This is a genomic window from Streptomyces sp. NPDC102402, from assembly GCF_044765765.1.
In the GTDB taxonomy this organism is placed as follows: Bacteria; Actinomycetota; Actinomycetes; order Streptomycetales; family Streptomycetaceae; genus Streptomyces.
Genome location: NZ_JBIWKR010000001.1, coordinates 521,566 through 535,921, shown reverse-complemented (window position 1 = coordinate 535,921; position 14,356 = coordinate 521,566). Strand labels below are relative to the sequence as shown.

Annotated in this window: 13 protein-coding genes and 1 tRNA gene; 4 read left to right on the top strand and 10 right to left on the bottom strand. The window is 70.3% G+C overall.

Features of this window, described 5'->3' with window-relative positions:
• The first annotated feature begins 6 nt into the window (after positions 1–6).
• The 3 genes from ACIRJR_RS02185 to ACIRJR_RS02175 all read left to right on the top strand — a co-directional run bounded on the left by ACIRJR_RS02185 (position 7) and on the right by ACIRJR_RS02175 (position 2,028).
• Complete coding sequence (locus ACIRJR_RS02185) at positions 7–726, top strand: ABC transporter permease (RefSeq protein WP_329230849.1); 720 nt, start codon at positions 7–9, stop codon at positions 724–726.
• A 280-nt stretch (positions 727–1,006) separates the two neighbouring features.
• Positions 1,007–1,699, top strand: a complete 693-nt coding sequence (locus ACIRJR_RS02180; RefSeq protein WP_403772443.1) for a hypothetical protein — start codon at positions 1,007–1,009, stop codon at positions 1,697–1,699.
• Positions 1,700–1,941: 242 nt separating this feature from the next.
• Positions 1,942–2,028: transfer RNA gene (locus ACIRJR_RS02175), tRNA-Ser, on the top strand.
• A gap of 18 nt (positions 2,029–2,046) precedes the next feature.
• Here ACIRJR_RS02175 and ACIRJR_RS02170 read toward each other — a convergent pair.
• From ACIRJR_RS02170 to ACIRJR_RS02130, 9 genes are all read right to left on the bottom strand, one after another.
• Positions 2,047–2,862 carry an HAD family hydrolase gene (locus ACIRJR_RS02170; protein ID WP_403772440.1) on the bottom strand — a complete coding sequence of 272 codons (816 nt, stop codon included), beginning with the start codon at positions 2,860–2,862 and terminating at the stop codon, positions 2,047–2,049.
• Positions 2,859–4,136: a serine--tRNA ligase gene (gene serS, locus ACIRJR_RS02165; protein ID WP_403772437.1), complete on the bottom strand. Its 1,278-nt coding sequence runs from the start codon at positions 4,134–4,136 to the stop codon at positions 2,859–2,861. The genes ACIRJR_RS02170 and serS overlap by 4 nt, the downstream gene beginning before the upstream one ends.
• A 753-nt stretch (positions 4,137–4,889) precedes the next feature.
• Positions 4,890–5,825: a prephenate dehydratase gene (pheA, locus tag ACIRJR_RS02160; RefSeq protein WP_403772433.1), complete on the bottom strand. Its 936-nt coding sequence runs from the start codon at positions 5,823–5,825 to the stop codon at positions 4,890–4,892.
• A gap of 39 nt (positions 5,826–5,864) precedes the next feature.
• Positions 5,865–7,181, bottom strand: a complete 1,317-nt coding sequence (gene efeB / locus ACIRJR_RS02155) for an iron uptake transporter deferrochelatase/peroxidase subunit (protein ID WP_403772430.1) — start codon at positions 7,179–7,181, stop codon at positions 5,865–5,867.
• A gap of 5 nt (positions 7,182–7,186) precedes the next feature.
• Positions 7,187–9,130, bottom strand: a complete 1,944-nt coding sequence (locus ACIRJR_RS02150; protein ID WP_403772427.1) for a copper resistance CopC/CopD family protein — start codon at positions 9,128–9,130, stop codon at positions 7,187–7,189.
• Positions 9,131–9,144: 14 nt separating this feature from the next.
• Positions 9,145–9,591 (bottom strand): copper chaperone PCu(A)C, encoded by a 447-nt coding sequence (locus ACIRJR_RS02145; RefSeq protein WP_403772424.1) that lies wholly within the window; start codon positions 9,589–9,591, stop codon positions 9,145–9,147.
• On the bottom strand, positions 9,588–10,247 hold the full coding sequence (locus ACIRJR_RS02140) for an SCO family protein (RefSeq protein WP_403772421.1): 660 nt from the start codon (positions 10,245–10,247) through the stop codon (positions 9,588–9,590). The genes ACIRJR_RS02145 and ACIRJR_RS02140 overlap by 4 nt, the downstream gene beginning before the upstream one ends.
• 48 nt (positions 10,248–10,295) lie before the next feature.
• Positions 10,296–11,030: a YcnI family protein gene (locus ACIRJR_RS02135; RefSeq protein ID WP_403772418.1), complete on the bottom strand. Its 735-nt coding sequence runs from the start codon at positions 11,028–11,030 to the stop codon at positions 10,296–10,298.
• 106 nt (positions 11,031–11,136) lie between these two features.
• Positions 11,137–11,952, bottom strand: a complete 816-nt coding sequence (locus ACIRJR_RS02130; protein ID WP_403772415.1) for a hypothetical protein — start codon at positions 11,950–11,952, stop codon at positions 11,137–11,139.
• A gap of 259 nt (positions 11,953–12,211) precedes the next feature.
• Between ACIRJR_RS02130 and ACIRJR_RS02125 the strand changes: the two genes are divergently transcribed.
• Positions 12,212–12,799: an ATP-binding protein gene (locus tag ACIRJR_RS02125; RefSeq protein ID WP_403772412.1), complete on the top strand. Its 588-nt coding sequence runs from the start codon at positions 12,212–12,214 to the stop codon at positions 12,797–12,799.
• 48 nt (positions 12,800–12,847) lie between these two features.
• Here the strand turns inward: ACIRJR_RS02125 and ACIRJR_RS02120 are convergent, their stop codons facing one another.
• Positions 12,848–14,311: an aminopeptidase P family protein gene (locus ACIRJR_RS02120; RefSeq protein WP_403772409.1), complete on the bottom strand. Its 1,464-nt coding sequence runs from the start codon at positions 14,309–14,311 to the stop codon at positions 12,848–12,850.
• Positions 14,312–14,356: the final 45 nt, after the last annotated feature.

Here is a 14,356-nt window from a genome sequence, read left to right as displayed (position 1 = left end):
AGCGTCATGTACGACCCCACAGTCGCCCGGCTCACCTACCGGGCGCTGCTCGGCCGGCGCCGGGCCGCCATCCTGTTCGTCCTGCCGGTCCTCCTGGTGGCCATCTCCGTGGCGGTACGGGCGTTCGCCGGAGCCGATGACGGCGTGGCCTCCGGTGTGCTCGGCGGCTTCGCGATCGCCACGATGGTGCCGCTCATCGGCGTCATCGCCGGAACGGGTGCCATCGGGCCGGAGATCGACGACGGGTCGATCGTCTATCTGCTGGCCAAGCCGGTGAAGCGGCCCACGATCATCTTCACCAAGCTGATCGTGGCCGTCGCCGTGACGATGCTCTTCTCGGCGCTGCCGACGTTCGTCGCGGGGCTGATCCTCAACGGCAACGGCGGACAGATCGCCGTCGCCTACACGATCGCGGCGCTGGTCGCCTCGATCGCGTACAGCGCGCTGTTCCTGCTGCTGGGCACGGTCAGCCGGCACGCGGTGGTCTTCGGTCTGGTGTACGCCCTGGTGTGGGAGGCGCTGTTCGGCAGTCTGGTCCCGGGGGCCAGGACGCTCAGCGTGCAGCAGTGGTCCCTCTCCGTCGCCGAGAAGGTCGCCGGGGACGGCCTGGTCACCTCGGACGTCGGCCTGCCGCTCGCGACGGTCCTGCTGGTCGGAGTCACCGCCGTGGCCACGTGGTACGCGGGTCAGAAGCTGCGGGCGCTGAAGCTCGCCGGCGAGGAGTGAGACCGGACTCCTCACCAGCCCCCGTCCCCTTCGGACGGGGGCTGTCGCATGGGCGCAGGACAAATGGCGTAACCGTACGTTTATCGGCTCGTTGGACGGGTGCGTGGAGGCAACTGGAATCCGTGGCGTCGAGCTTTCGTGAATTCGGGGAATGCCGACGGCGGTGAGGCAGTGCCCGCCCGGGTCGGTCATCGAGTGAGTGGCAATCGTGAGCGTCCTCCGCCCTCGCAGCCCGGGGACAGGGCTCTCCTCGCAGTTCCCACGCACGAGAGGAACACCCATGCCCACGGAAGTCGCCCTGCTCGAATCCCAAGCCCTCCGGGTCGAGCAGATGGGGCGCGTCGAAGTGCTCGACAAGGTCAAGAGCCTTGCCATGCTCCCTGATGGAATCCACCTCCGCGCAGAGGAAGTGGCTCGCTACTTCGAAGTGTCCACAACCTCCGTGAGGAGGCTGACGGACCGGCACCTGAACGAGTTGGTCAGCAACGGCATGAAGGTGCTGCGGGGCGCTGATCTGCAGTCCTTCCATAGCGACATGGTGTCGCTATGGAAGGGTGAGGGGCCGGAAAGTTATCCACAGGCAGCCACGCAACTCCGTCTCTACACCCGCAGGACCGTGCTCAACGTCGCCATGCTTCTTCGGGACAGCGACATCGCGCGCAGCGTCCGCACCCACCTGCTCGACGCGGAGGAGGACCTCAGGGCCTCCTACGTCTCGCTCGACCGGCGCGTCACCCGCATCGAGGGCTGCCTCGCCGGTGTGGGAAGCGCGCTCCAGGAGCTCGGCCCGGTGCTCGGCCGGATGTCGGGGCGGCTCGACTCCCTCGACCGGAAGCTCGATGCGACCCATCAGGCCGTCGGTTCGATCAGCCTCAGGCTCACCGACGTCTCGCACGACGTCATCCGGCTCGATGCCCGCATGGACGAACTCTCCCACCTGCTGAGGGATCTGGGCCGCCGCACGAACGGCTGAGGCACGTCGGGGGCCACGGGAAAACGGGTGGCCCCCGACGGCGGCCTCCTGCACAGTGAGGGGGACGGCGCGGGAAGGCGCCGCTCATCGAGGACCGGGAGAGGAGCGCGGCGATGACCAGGAGTACGAGTCCGTGGTGTTCCCGACAGGGCGGTCCGCAGCCCGCACCGCGGTAGCCTCTTCAGCTGCCCGCGGCAGGACCCCGGGTGGCCCCCGCTGCGCGTCGCGCCTGGCCACCCCCCGGAGGATTGGCCGAGTGGTAAGGCAGCGGCTTGCTGAGCCGTCGTCGGGGTGCGAGCCCCGCGCGCGTTCGATCCGCGCATCCTCCGCCCGAGCGCGGAACAGCCCTACGCGTGTGTGGCTGTCCGGAGCAGTTCCTCCAGCACCAGCGCGATGCCGTCGTGCTCGTTGGACGCGGTGATCTCGTGCGCCACGGCCTTCAGGTCGTCGTGCGCGTTGGCCATGGCGACGCCGTGCTGCGCCCAGCCGAACATGGGGATGTCGTTCGGCATGTCACCGAAGGCCAGGGTGTCCGACGCCTTGAGCCCCAGGCGGCGTGCGGCCAGCGAGAGACCGGTCGCCTTGCTCAGCCCCAGGGGGAGGATCTCCACGACGCCCGGGCCCGCCATGACGACGTTCACCAGGCTGCCGACCGCCTTGCGCGCGGCTTCGGCGAGAGCGTCGTCATCGAGCTCCGGATGCTGGATGTAGACCTTGTTCAACGGAGCGGTCCACATCTCTGCGGGGTCGTTCATGAAGACGGCCGGCAGCGGTCCTTCCTGCACCTGGTAGCCGGGCCCGACCAGCACCTCGCCCTCGAGCCCGTCACGGCTCGCCGCCAGCGCGAGCGGACCGACCTCCGCCTCGATCTTGGACAGCGCCAGCCCTGCGAGCTGCCGGTCCAGGGTGAGGGAGGTCAGAAGCTTGTGCTCGCCCGCGTGGTAGACCTGCGCACCCTGGCCGCAGACCGCGAGGCCCTCGTAGCCCAGGTCGTCCAGGATGTGCCGGGTCCACGGAACCGCCCGTCCGGTGACGACGATGTGCGCCGCGCCGGCCGCGGTGACCGCGGCCAGCGCCTCCCGGGTGGGACCGGAAACCGTGTGGTCGTCGCGGAGCAGGGTGCCGTCGAGATCGGTCGCGACGAGCTTGTAGGGGAAGGTCACTTGGAGACCGGCTCCAGAAGCTCGCGTCCGCCGAGGTAGGGGCGGAGGACCTCCGGCACACGCACCGAACCGTCGGGCAGCTGGTGGTTCTCCAGGATCGCCACGATGGTGCGCGGGACGGCGCAGAGCGTGCCGTTCAGCGTGGCCAGCGGCTGGACCTTCTTGCCGTCGCGCATCCGGACCGAGAGCCGGCGCGCCTGGAAACCGTCGCAGTTGGACGCGGAGGTCAGCTCGCGGTACTTGCCCTGGGTCGGGATCCACGCCTCGCAGTCGAACTTGCGCGAGGCCGAGGAGCCCAGGTCCCCGGTGGCGACGTCGATCACCTGGAACGGCAGCTCCAGGCCGGTGAGCCACTGCTTCTCCCAGTCGAGGAGCCTGCGGTGCTCGGCCTCCGCCTCCGCCGGGTCGACGTACGAGAACATCTCGACCTTGTCGAACTGGTGGACACGGAAGATGCCCCGGGTGTCCTTGCCGTACGTGCCCGCCTCGCGGCGGAAGCAGGGGGAGAACCCGGCGTACCGCAGGGGCAGCTTGTCGGCCTCGATGATCTCGTCCATGTGGTAGGCCGCGAGGGGCACCTCGGACGTGCCGACGAGGTAGTAGTCGTCCTTCTCCAGGTGGTACACGTTCTCCGCGGCCTGGCCGAGGAAGCCCGTGCCCTCCATGGCGCGCGGGCGGACCAGCGCGGGGGTCAGCATGGGGACGAAACCGGCCTCGGTGGCCTGTGCGATCGCCGCGTTGACCAGGGCCAGCTCCAGCAGGGCGCCGACACCGGTCAGGTAGTAGAAGCGGGATCCGGACACCTTGGCGCCGCGCTCCATGTCGATGGCGCCCAGCGCCTCGCCGAGCTCCAGGTGGTCCTTGGGCTCGAAGCCCTCCGCGCCGAAGTCACGGATCGTCCCGTGGGTCTCCAGGACGACGAAGTCCTCCTCGCCGCCGACCGGCACGTCCTCGTGGACGATGTTGCCGAGCAGCAGGAGCAGACGCTTGGCCTCGGCCTCGGCCTCGGCCTGCGCGGCGTCTGCCGCCCTGACTCCGGCCTTCAGCTGATCGGCCTTCTTGAGGAGTTCGGCGCGCTCCTCGGGGGTGGCCTTGGGGATCAGCTTCCCGAGCGACTTCTGCTCGGAGCGGAGTTCGTCGAAGCGGACGCCGGACGACCTGCGCAGCTCGTCGGCGGAGAGCAGGGCGTCGACGAGCGCGACGTCCTCTCCACGGGCGCGCTGGGAGGCGCGAACACGGTCGGGGTCCTCACGGAGCAGGCGAAGGTCAATCACCCCTCAAGGCTACCGGTGCGGGCGTCCGCTGCTCGAACCGATATCGGCGAGCGCGGCGCTTTGACCGAATTGCCGGAATCGATAATCCTGAGCCGAATCATCGCCCGACGGGAGGGGGATCGTCGGCGAAAGGGCCGGATCGCCTCGAAAAGGGAGCGAATGCCGCCACCCCGTGGCGCATCGCCGTTGTGCGCGCGGGGAGTTGGCGTCGCGCGGGCGATCTCGTTGTCCACAGGTGTCCGGCGATTCCATTAGTTATCCACAGGCTGTGAAGAAGATCTGTGGACACCGGAAGGGATCGTTCCGAAAGCGGCATCATGGGGCATCGATTCGCTGCTCAAACCTGATCTGTGCACTCATTCGGGTGGGTATTCCCCGTCTCAATGAGTTGATCAACGGAATTGGGGGACACGAGGTGAGCTGTTCCCCTGTGGGGGATCCAGGGCTGCTGAGGTGATTTGTCGACCATGTAGTAGTGCGGTGTCGACTTGTCCCCAGGTTGAGAGCGCCTCCTGTGGATAACTCTGATCGCCCTGTGTGGAACGGAAAACTGACAGTACGACCAGGCGGTGGAGCGAGAGGGCGCCCCCGGACGGAAGAGTCGCCCGGGCGGAAGAGTCGCCCGGACGGCATGCCCGGTGGGAATCGAAGCCGACCTCCACCGCCGGGAATCGAGCCGATCCCGACCCGCATCGTGGTTCGAGCCGATCCCGACCCGATCCGGTGGGATCGAGCCGATCCCCACAGCAGACGTCAGACCCGGCCGTCCTGGCTGCGGGCCAGCCAGTCGGACGCCTCGGTGAAGTCCGTGTCCGACGTCCCGGTCCGCAGGGGGCTCACCTCGTCGGGCGTCACCCCTGCCCGCGGATACGAACCCAGGAACCGCACCTTCGGGCAGATCCGCTTCAGCCCCATCAGCGCCTCGCCGACACGGCGGTCCGCGATGTGCCCCTCCGCGTCCACGGCGAAGCAGTAGTTCCCGATGCCCTCCCCGGTGGGCCGGGACTGGATCAGCATCAGGTTGACCCCACGTACGGCGAACTCCTGGAGCAGTTCGAGAAGGGCGCCGGGATGGTCGTCGCCGAGCCAGATGACCACGGACGTCTTGTCGGCTCCCGTGGGCGCGGACGGCCTGGCGGGGCGGCCCACCAGCACGAAGCGCGTCTGGGCGTTCTCCGCGTCGTGGATCTCCGTCACCAGCGGTTCCAGCCCGTAGGTCGCCGCGGCGAACTCGCCGGCGAAGGCCGCGTCGTAGCGCCCCTCCTGGACCAGCCGGGCACCGTCCGCGTTCGAGGCGGCCGACTCCCACACCGCGCTGGGCAGGTGGGCCGCCATCCAGTTCCGCACCTGGGGCTGCGCGGCAGGGTGGGCAGTCACCGTCTTGATGTCCGACAGCTTCGTCCCGGGACGCACCAGGAGCGCGAAGGTGATGGAGAGCAGCACCTCGCGGTAGATCATCAGCGGAGCGCCCGTGGTCAGCTCGTCGAGGGTCGCGCTGATCCCGCCCTCCACGGAGTTCTCGATGGGGACGAGTGCCGCCGCGGCCTGCCCGCCGCGCACGGCGTCCAGCGCGGCCGGCACGGAGACCATCGGGACGAGCTCACGGGTGGCGGCTTCGGGGAGCGTGCGGAGGGCCACCTCGGTGAAGGTGCCTTCGGGGCCGAGATAGGCGTAGCGCGTGGCTGACATACGGTCACCCTAATGGGCCGACGGACGGGCCCGTGCGCCTCACGACTCCAGCAGCCGCTGCCCCACGTACTCCCCGGACGCCGCGCCTCCGGGTACGGCGAAGAGGCCGCTCGCCTCGTGCCGGACGAACGGCGAGAGCGCGTCCCCGCGGTCCAGCTTGCGCTGGACCGGGATGAAGCCCTTGAACGGATCGGCCTGCCAGCAGACGAAGAGCAGCCCGGCATCCGGGGTGCCGTCGCCCGAGATGCCGTCGTGGTACGAGAACGGGCGGCGCAGCATGGCGGCACCACCGTTCTTCTCGGGGGAGGAGATACGGGCGTGCGCGTTGTCGGGGATCAGCAGCCTGCCGTCCGGCCCCGCCCTGTCCAGGTCCATCGCGGTGTCCTCCGAGCCACCGCTGAGGGGGGCGCCGTCCGCCTTCCGCCGGCCGATGACCTGTTCCTGGCGCGTGACCGTGAGCTCCTCCCAGTCGTCCAGGAGCATCCGGATCCGCCGGACGACGGCGTAGGAGCCGCCCGCCATCCAGGCGTACTCCGACGAGCCGCCGGACGGGACGAAGATCCGCTCCTGGAAGTCGCTCTCGGCCGGTCGCGGATTGTTGGTGCCGTCGACCTGGCCCATCAGGTTGCGCGCGGTCATCGGCCGGTCCGTGACGCCCGGGGTACGGTTGAAGCCGTTCATCTGCCAGCGCACCCGGGCCGTCGGACCGGCCTCCTTCTGCAGGGCGCGCAGTGCGTGGAAGGCGACGAGCGCGTCGTCGGCACCGATCTGCACCCAGAGATCGCCGTCGGACCGCTTGGCGTCGAGGTGGTCGGAGGAGAACGCCGGCAGCGGATCCAGGGCGGCCGGACGGCGGCCGGTCAGGCCGGTCCGGGAGAAGAAGGTCCGACCGAAGCCGAAGGTGACGGTCAGGGAGGACGGGCCGGCGTCCAGCGCGATGCCGGTGTCGTGGCCCCGGGTGCTCTCGGCCGGTTCACCTGCCATCAGCCGTTCCGACACGGCGGACCAGCGGCGCATCAGGGCGGCCGCTTCGGCGCGCCCGGCTCCGGGAGCCAGATCGAAGGCGACCAGGTGCCCGCGCGCCTGAAGTGGAGTGGTGATCCCCGCTTGATGTTTCCCGTGAAACATCGCTCGGGTCGAGCCGACCGAGGTCAGCGCTGCCGGAGTCTCCCCACGGCTCGCGGCGTAGCCGCCGGCACCGCCCGCCGCGCCCAGGACGAGCCCTGCCGCACCGGCTGCTCCCGCCCCGCCGATCAGCCGTCTCCGGGAGACGGCTCCCGTGCCTCCCGTCCCCGGTCCGTCCTGCTGGTCGGCGGTGGCGCCCCTCACCTCGGGGTCGTCCTTCTTCTTGCTCACCCTGCTCAGCCGATCTTCACGTTCTTGTCGATGGTGGTCTGGTCGATGTCGGACGTACGGACGGTCACGGCGACCGTCCAGTCGCCCGCCATCGGGATCTGCACGCCGCCGGCGGTCCAGTGCCCTTCGGTGAGGCGGTCGGGGACCACGGGCAGCGGGCCGATGTCCTTGGACTCCAGGGTGAAGGCGAGCTTCACCTCGGGCACGTCCATCGGGCGCCGGTCGGGCCCGTCGATCCAGAGGTGCACGCTGTTGGCGCCGGTCCTGCCGGGCGAGATGTCCAGGCGTACCGTCCCCTTGCCCTTCGGGCCACCGGTGTCGAAGGGCAGGCTCAGATTCACCTGCCCGCCGGTCAGAGGTGCTGGGGCCGCCGTGGTGTTGCCGCGGGCGGCCTCCTCTTCGGTACGGCCGGGTTCGGTGGACGTCAGGATCGTCGTCACCACGAGCAGCACCACGGCGATACCCGTCTCCACCAGCACGGACCGGCGCAGCCCCGAGCGGTCCGGATCGGCGTCACGGGTGCGCTTCTCCTTCGTCGCCGTCAGAGCGGCGCGCTGCCGGGAGAGCTGTGCGGCGCGCTCCGGGTCCACTTCCTCTCCTGACGTGGCGGCCGGGACGGCCGGCTCCTCCGGCACAGGGGATTCCGACTGTTCCACCGGGGCAGCGGCGTCGTCCGGCACGGCGTGTTCGGTCAGCCGCGCCGTCCACCGCCGCGATATCCACGCGACGCCGACGAGCACGGCGACGAGCGCCACCTTGACGAGCAGTAGCTGGCCGTACCGCGTGCCGGTCAGCGCGGACCACGAACCCACCTGACGCCAGGACTGGTACAGGCCGGTCGCGGTGAGGACGAGCACGCTGCCGAACGCCATGCGGGAGAACCGCCGTACCGCGCCGCTCGTGATGTCCGGTGTGCGGTACAGAGCGACCAGCAGCGCGGCGAGCCCGCCCAGCCACGCGGCGACGGCGAGCAGGTGGAGCACGTCGACGGGCATGGCGATACCCGGCTGGATTCCCGTCGAGGCGTGCTCGGCCAGGGCCCAGGTGCCGGCGATCCCCGCGGCGATGACGGCGCCGCCCGTCGCGAGTCCGAAGGTGAGGTCCTTCCTCTCCGTCGCGTCCTCGCGCTTCGCGTACGCCCCGAAGAGGACGGCGATGAACAGCGCGGAGGCGCCGAGAAGCAGCAGGCGGGAGACCAGCGCGGCCCCCGGCTTGGTGTCGAGCACGGACTGGAGGCCGTCGAGGTCGAAGGCGTCCGCGAGCTTGCCGGAGCCCGTGTACGGGCTGCGCAGGAGCAGCATGACCAGGGTGGCGGCGGTGAGCGTGACCCAGCCGCGTACGACGAGGCGCTGCAGCGGACGCGCCCCCGCTCCGCGCTGCCAGCAGGCGAGCACGAAGGCCGACCCGCCCGCGAGCAGGATGAAGCCGGCGTAGGCGGCGTAGCGGGCGATGCCGTAGAGCGCGCCCACGAGGCCGCCGCCCGCTCCTGCCGAGGGAAGCGCGACGGTGGTGTCGGACGGGGCGCCGACGGAGAAGGTGAAGGCTCCCGCCACCGGGTGGCTGTCGGCGGAGACGGCCTGCCAGGCCACGGTGTACGTGCCGTCGGGCAGACCGCTGTGCAGCTGGACGCCGTACCGGACGGCGCCGCCGCTCGTGAGGTCACGGGGAGCGCCGTCGTCGGCCCGCTTCCCGCTCGGGTCGAGGACCCGGATCGAGTCGTCGCCCATCGCGATCTGTTCGGAGAAGGTCAGCGTGACCTCCTCGGGCGCGGTGGCGACCACCGCCCCGTCCTGCGGGTCGCTCCCGGTGAGAGCGGCGTGCGCGGACGCGGGGCTCGCGCCTGCCAGCACCAGGCCGAACAGCAGGCTGATCAGCGCGGCGAGGAGCGCGACCGCGGCGTGCGGCCGTCGTGTCGGGGAGGGCCCGAAGCGCGGGGCGGTGGCTGTCATGGGGTGTCAGTACCTCACTGCTTCTTCGGGTTGTAGGTGGTCTCCTTCACGGGGATGTCGACCGTGATGGGGTCGGCCTTCTCGAAGTGCAGCTCGACGGAGACCGTCTCCCCTTGCCTGGGCTGCTGCTTGAGGCCCGTGAACATGATGTGGTTGCCGCCGCGTTCGAGATCGAGCTCGCCACCGGCGGGCACCTCGAACGACGTGACCATGCGCATCGTCCGGTTCTTCGTCTCATGGATGGAGACGTGGTCGGAGAGAGCGCTGGTCACCGAGGTGAGCCGGTCGGTGGCACCGCCGCTGTTCTTCACGAGGAGGAAACCGGCCGCCATGTCGCTGACGGGCTGGGGCATGAAGGCCCCCGTCACCTTCAGCTGCGGCACGCTGTCCGAGGAACACGCCGTCAGCGCCAGCCCCGTGGTGAGGGCCAGGACGCCGGCGACGGCCGTGCGACGGTTCACGGGGTCTCCCCCTTGACGAGCTCCGGGAGGTCCTCGGTGTAGTCCTCGGCGGTGGTGTCCTCGCTGTAGAGCACGTACCCCTTGTCGGTCTTCGGGGAGAACGCGATGACCTGGGAGCCGTGCATCGAGACGACCGTGCCGTCCTTCTCCTTCTTCGGGGCGTCGATGCCGATACCGATCTGCCGTGCTCCCGCCTGGATGGTCGGGAAGTCGCCGGTGAGGCCGGTGAAGTCGGGGTCCTGAGCCTTGAGCCAGCTGCCCAGGGACGCGGGGGTGTCCCGCTCGGGGTCCGTGGTGACGAACACGACCTGGAGCTTGTCCTGGTCGGCCTTGGGCAGGGCCCGCTTGGCGAGCGCGATGTTGCTCATGGTCAGCGGGCACACGTCGGGGCAGTTGGTGTAGCCGAAGTAGATGAGGGTCGGCTTGCCCTTGGTCTTCTCGCGCAGGTCGTACTTCTTGCCGTGCGTGTCGGTGAGGACGAGATCCGGCTTGGTGAACGGCTGGTCGAGCACGGTGGCGGGGTCGGACCCGGTCCCGGAGGAGACATCGGCGACGGAATCGTCCGCGGAGTCTCCGCCGTCGCTGCCGCAGGCCGACAGGGTCAGTGCGGCCACGGCGGCGAACGCCGCGGCCAGCACCGTCTTCTTGCTGTACATGGGGAACTGATTCCTGATCTGTGAATGCGGGTGGTGGAGCCGGTGGGATCAGGCGGCGCTGCGGCGACGGCCGGCCAGTACGCCGAACGCGACCCCAGCGACGCCGACGACGATGCCGACGATGCCCAGGACACGGGCAGTGCTGTCGCTGTTCGACGAGGACGTGTCGTCCGAGGACGCCGTCGTCTCCTTCGTCTTCTCCGCGGCGCCGCCCTTGTCGTCCGCGGGTGCGCCGTGGGCGTCGGCGGCGGGGGCCGTCAGCGCGAGGACGGGAGCCGGGCTCTCGGGCTCTTCGCCGCCCTCCGTGGGCTCCTCGATCCAGCGGACGACTTCCTTGTTGCTGTACGTCTGGAGCGCCTTGAAGACCATCTGGTCGGCGTCCTCGGGCAGCTGCCCGACGGAGAGCGGGAACTGCTGGAAGAAGCCGGGCTCGATGCCCTTGCCGTCCGCGGTCCAGGTGACCTTGGAGACGGCCTCGTTGATCTTCTTCCCGTGTACGTCGAGCGGTTCGGCCAGCTTGCTCTTGGTGACCTTGATCTTCCAGCCGGCCACCGGCTGCGCGCTGACGGACGCCAGCGGGTGGTCCGTCGGGAAGTTCACCTCGAGCTTCACGGTGGAGGCGTCGTCACGCTCGTTGGGGACCTTGAAGTTGACGGTGGCGTAGCCGCCCTTGGCGGCCTCGCCCTGGGGCTGCACGCTGACGTGCGCGGAGGCCGTGCCGGCGAGCAGCAGGACGGTGGAAGCGGCGACGCCGCCGACGAGGGCGATACGGGAAACGTTCATGGCAGGGATCACTCCACGGGTCACGAGGAAGGGGCGGTCCGGCGCGCGCGGGCGCGACGTCATCACGACCACCTCGTCACCGGAGACCGGAGCGGAGGGGGTCGCGTCAGGCTGCGTGGACGTATACGGGCGGTGGCCCGCGCCTGATCACCATGTGCTGCAGAGGATCCCCGGTGGCCGGAGTGGCGGCGTCCGATGAGCGGGGGAGGGGCAGCGGCCCGGTCGTGGGACGCCCCGGAAGTCCCGTGCGCAGGGCGCGCACGAGTGCCACGGCCGCTCGCAGCGCGCGCAGTCTGGCCGCGGCCGCGAGCTGTTGGCCGCCCTGCGCGGACAGCCTGGCCAGCCGGAAGAGCGCGATCTCGCCGCGGCGCAGCAGCCAGCCGGTGGCCAGCGCGGCGAGCAGGTGCCCCAGGAACATGGGCAGGCTGGGCAGGCAGGACGTCACCATCGTCAGGGCCGTCGGGTCGGCCGCGGAGGCGGCTCCCGGCAGCCCGTGTGTGTGGCCCTGTGCCACGGCCGCCGGATCCAGGCCCGCCGTGGTCACGATGCGGTGGGCCTCGCCTGCGCTCAGCTGCGCCGGTCCGGCACCGCACACCAGGCCGGCGGCGAAGCGGATCAGCGAGTCGTCCCCGGAGCCCGCCGCAGCGGTCGGCGTGTGCCGTCCGAGCCCGAAGAGGACGTGCAGGGCGAGTTGCCCGGCCGCGAGGGCGGCCGTGATCGAAAGGAGGGTCCGCTCACGTCCGGCGAGTGCCGCGGCGAGTGCGAACACGCCCGCGAAGCCCGCGAGCAGAGTCCACCCGGGCACACTCGCGCCCGCGGCGAACCCATGTCCGGCGGCGGCCAGCACGACGCAGACCGCGGTGAACACCGCGGTCCTCAGAAGCCGCATACCGGCTCCGGCGCGTGCGACAGGCATAGACATGGCCGGGTCATCATCCCACTGCGACCCCGGCCTCCGTACGGCAGGTCCGGAAGGTCGGCATCCGTCCCCATCGGGGAGTGATCGGGGGGTGTTGCACCTGTTCATGGATGCTCCGGGGCCTCGTTCCGGCCCGGCATACACCGGCGAACGGAATACCCGCATCCGCCGAATGAGCGCTGTCACAGCGGATCCGCGCTTACGACTCGCTCATCGCGGCAATACGTAACGGTATGTCGAGCCGCAGCCAGGAGGCTGGAGCATGAGCATGTGGTGGTCACTCCATTTGCGGCGCGAAGCTGCGAGCGTTCCGCTCGCCCGTCGTTTTCTGCTCGGCACCATGGAGACCGCGGGGGTGGATCCGGACGTCTCCTACGATCTCTCCGTCGCACTCAGCGAAGCCTGTGCGAACGCCGTCGAGCACGGCGGCGACCGCCGGGACGCCGGTGAGGCCGGAGGAGTGGGTCTCTTCCCCGCCGGTGACGAGCAGCCCGGACACGCCTGCGGGCAGTACCGGGTCACCGCGTATCTGGACGGCGAGAAATGCCGTATCGAAGTCGCCGACTCGGGACCAGGGTTCCCCTCCCGGCGCACGCTTCGCACCGCCGCACAGTCATCCGCCGGGTATCCGTCGGACCCGCAGCCGTCGCCCGCGCACCTCTCGGGCGACCCTTCGTACCCGTGCACCGTGATGCCCCCGCCGGACACGGCCGAGAGCGGGCGCGGGCTCGGCCTGATCGAGGAGCTCGCCGATCACGTCCACTTCGGGAACCGCCCGGGGCGCGGCGCGGTGGTGAGTTTCGACAAGATCCTCAAATGGCGGGAGGGCGCGCTGCTCATGGTGTCCTGAGCAGCACGCCCTCCGGTGCACGGGGCGCGGCAGCACGCGCGGGCCGTGTCAGCCCTTGAGCCGGGCCATCCACGCCTCGACGTCGTCGGCCCGGCGCGGCAGTGCGGCGGAGAGGTTCCGGTTGCCGTCCTCGGTCACGAGGATGTCGTCCTCGATCCGGACGCCGATGCCCCGGTACTCCTCGGGCACGGTCAGGTCGTCCGCCTGGAAGTAGAGACCGGGCTCGACCGTGAGGCAGACCCCGGGCTCGAGGACGCCCTCGACGTACGCCTCGGTGCGTGCGACGGCGCAGTCGTGGACGTCCATGCCGAGCATGTGGCCGGTGCCGTGCAGCGTCCAGCGGCGCTGCAGGCCCAGCTCCAGGACCTTCTCCACGGTCAGGTCGCCCAGCAGGCCCCACTCGACCAGCTTCTCGGCGAGGACCCGCTGCGCCGCGTCGTGGAAGTCACGGAAGGCGGCGCCGGGCTTCACGGCCGCGATGCCCGCCTCCTGGGCCTCGTACACCGCGTCGTAGATCTTGCGCTGCAGCGGCGTGAACGTGCCGTTGACGGGCAGGGTGCGGGTCACGTCGGCGGTGTAGAGCTCGTTGGTCTCCACACCCGCGTCGAGCAGCAGGAGTTCGCCCGCGCGGACCGCGCCGTCGTTGCGGACCCAGTGCAGCGTGGTGGCGTGCGGGCCGGCCGCGCAGATCGAGCCGTAGCCGATGTCGTTGCCGTCGACACGGGCGCGCAGGAAGAACGTGCCCTCGATGTAGCGCTCGCTCGTGGCCTCGGCCTTGTCGAGGACCTTCACGACGTCCTCGAAGCCACGCGCCGTGGCGTCGCAGGCCTTCTGCAGTTCGGCGATCTCGAAGGCGTCCTTGACCAGGCGGGCCTCGGAGAGGAAGACACGCAGTTCCTCGTCACGCTCCGCGGTGACCTTGTCGGTCAGGGCTGCCTCGATGCCCGCGTCGTGGCCGCGGACGGTGCGCACCGGACCGGTGGCCTCCGTCAGGGCGGCGGGGAGCTCGCGGACGTCCTTCGCCGGGATGCCGAGCAGCTGCTCGGCCTCGGTGAGGGAGTTGCGGCGGCCGACCCAGAGCTCGCCCTGGCCGTCGAGCCAGAACTCGCCGTTCTCACGGTCGGAGCGGGGCAGCAGGTAGACCGTCGCCTCATGACCGCCGTCGGCCGGCTCGAGCACCAGGACGCCGTCCTGGGTCAGGTCGCCGGTGAGGTACGCGTACTCGGTGGAGGCGCGGAAGGCGTACTCGGTGTCGTTGGAGCGGGTCTTCAGGTTGCCCGCCGGGACGACGAGCCTCTCGCCGGGGAAGCGCGAGGAGAGCGCGGCGCGACGGGCGGCGGTGTGCGAGGCCTGGGCGATCGGCTCCAGGCCGTGCAGCTCGGTGTCGGCCCAGCCGGACTTCATGTTCTCGGCGAGCTCATCGGAAATGCCCGGGTACAGGCCGTTCTTCCGCTGCTTGATCGGCTCTGTCTCTGCTGTTTCCGGGGTCTCCGGGGCGAGCTCCTCAGACACGTTATGTCCTCCTTGTACGACACTGGACCGTCTCCATCGTACGGG

What these genes read in the sequence shown, in the direction of transcription:
- ACIRJR_RS02150 (WP_403772427.1), bottom strand. Translation starts at nt 9,130, where the DNA reads ATGACAGCCACCGCCCCGCGCTTCGGGCCCTCCCCGACACGACGGCCG.
- pheA (WP_403772433.1), bottom strand. Translation starts at nt 5,825, where the DNA reads ATGTCAGCCACGCGCTACGCCTATCTCGGCCCCGAAGGCACCTTCACC.
- ACIRJR_RS02130 (WP_403772415.1), bottom strand. Translation starts at nt 11,952, where the DNA reads ATGTCTATGCCTGTCGCACGCGCCGGAGCCGGTATGCGGCTTCTGAGG.
- ACIRJR_RS02140 (WP_403772421.1), bottom strand. Translation starts at nt 10,247, where the DNA reads ATGTACAGCAAGAAGACGGTGCTGGCCGCGGCGTTCGCCGCCGTGGCC.
- ACIRJR_RS02135 (WP_403772418.1), bottom strand. Translation starts at nt 11,030, where the DNA reads ATGAACGTTTCCCGTATCGCCCTCGTCGGCGGCGTCGCCGCTTCCACC.
- ACIRJR_RS02185 (WP_329230849.1), top strand. Translation starts at nt 7, where the DNA reads ATGTACGACCCCACAGTCGCCCGGCTCACCTACCGGGCGCTGCTCGGC.
- ACIRJR_RS02125 (WP_403772412.1), top strand. Translation starts at nt 12,212, where the DNA reads ATGAGCATGTGGTGGTCACTCCATTTGCGGCGCGAAGCTGCGAGCGTT.
- ACIRJR_RS02180 (WP_403772443.1), top strand. Translation starts at nt 1,007, where the DNA reads ATGCCCACGGAAGTCGCCCTGCTCGAATCCCAAGCCCTCCGGGTCGAG.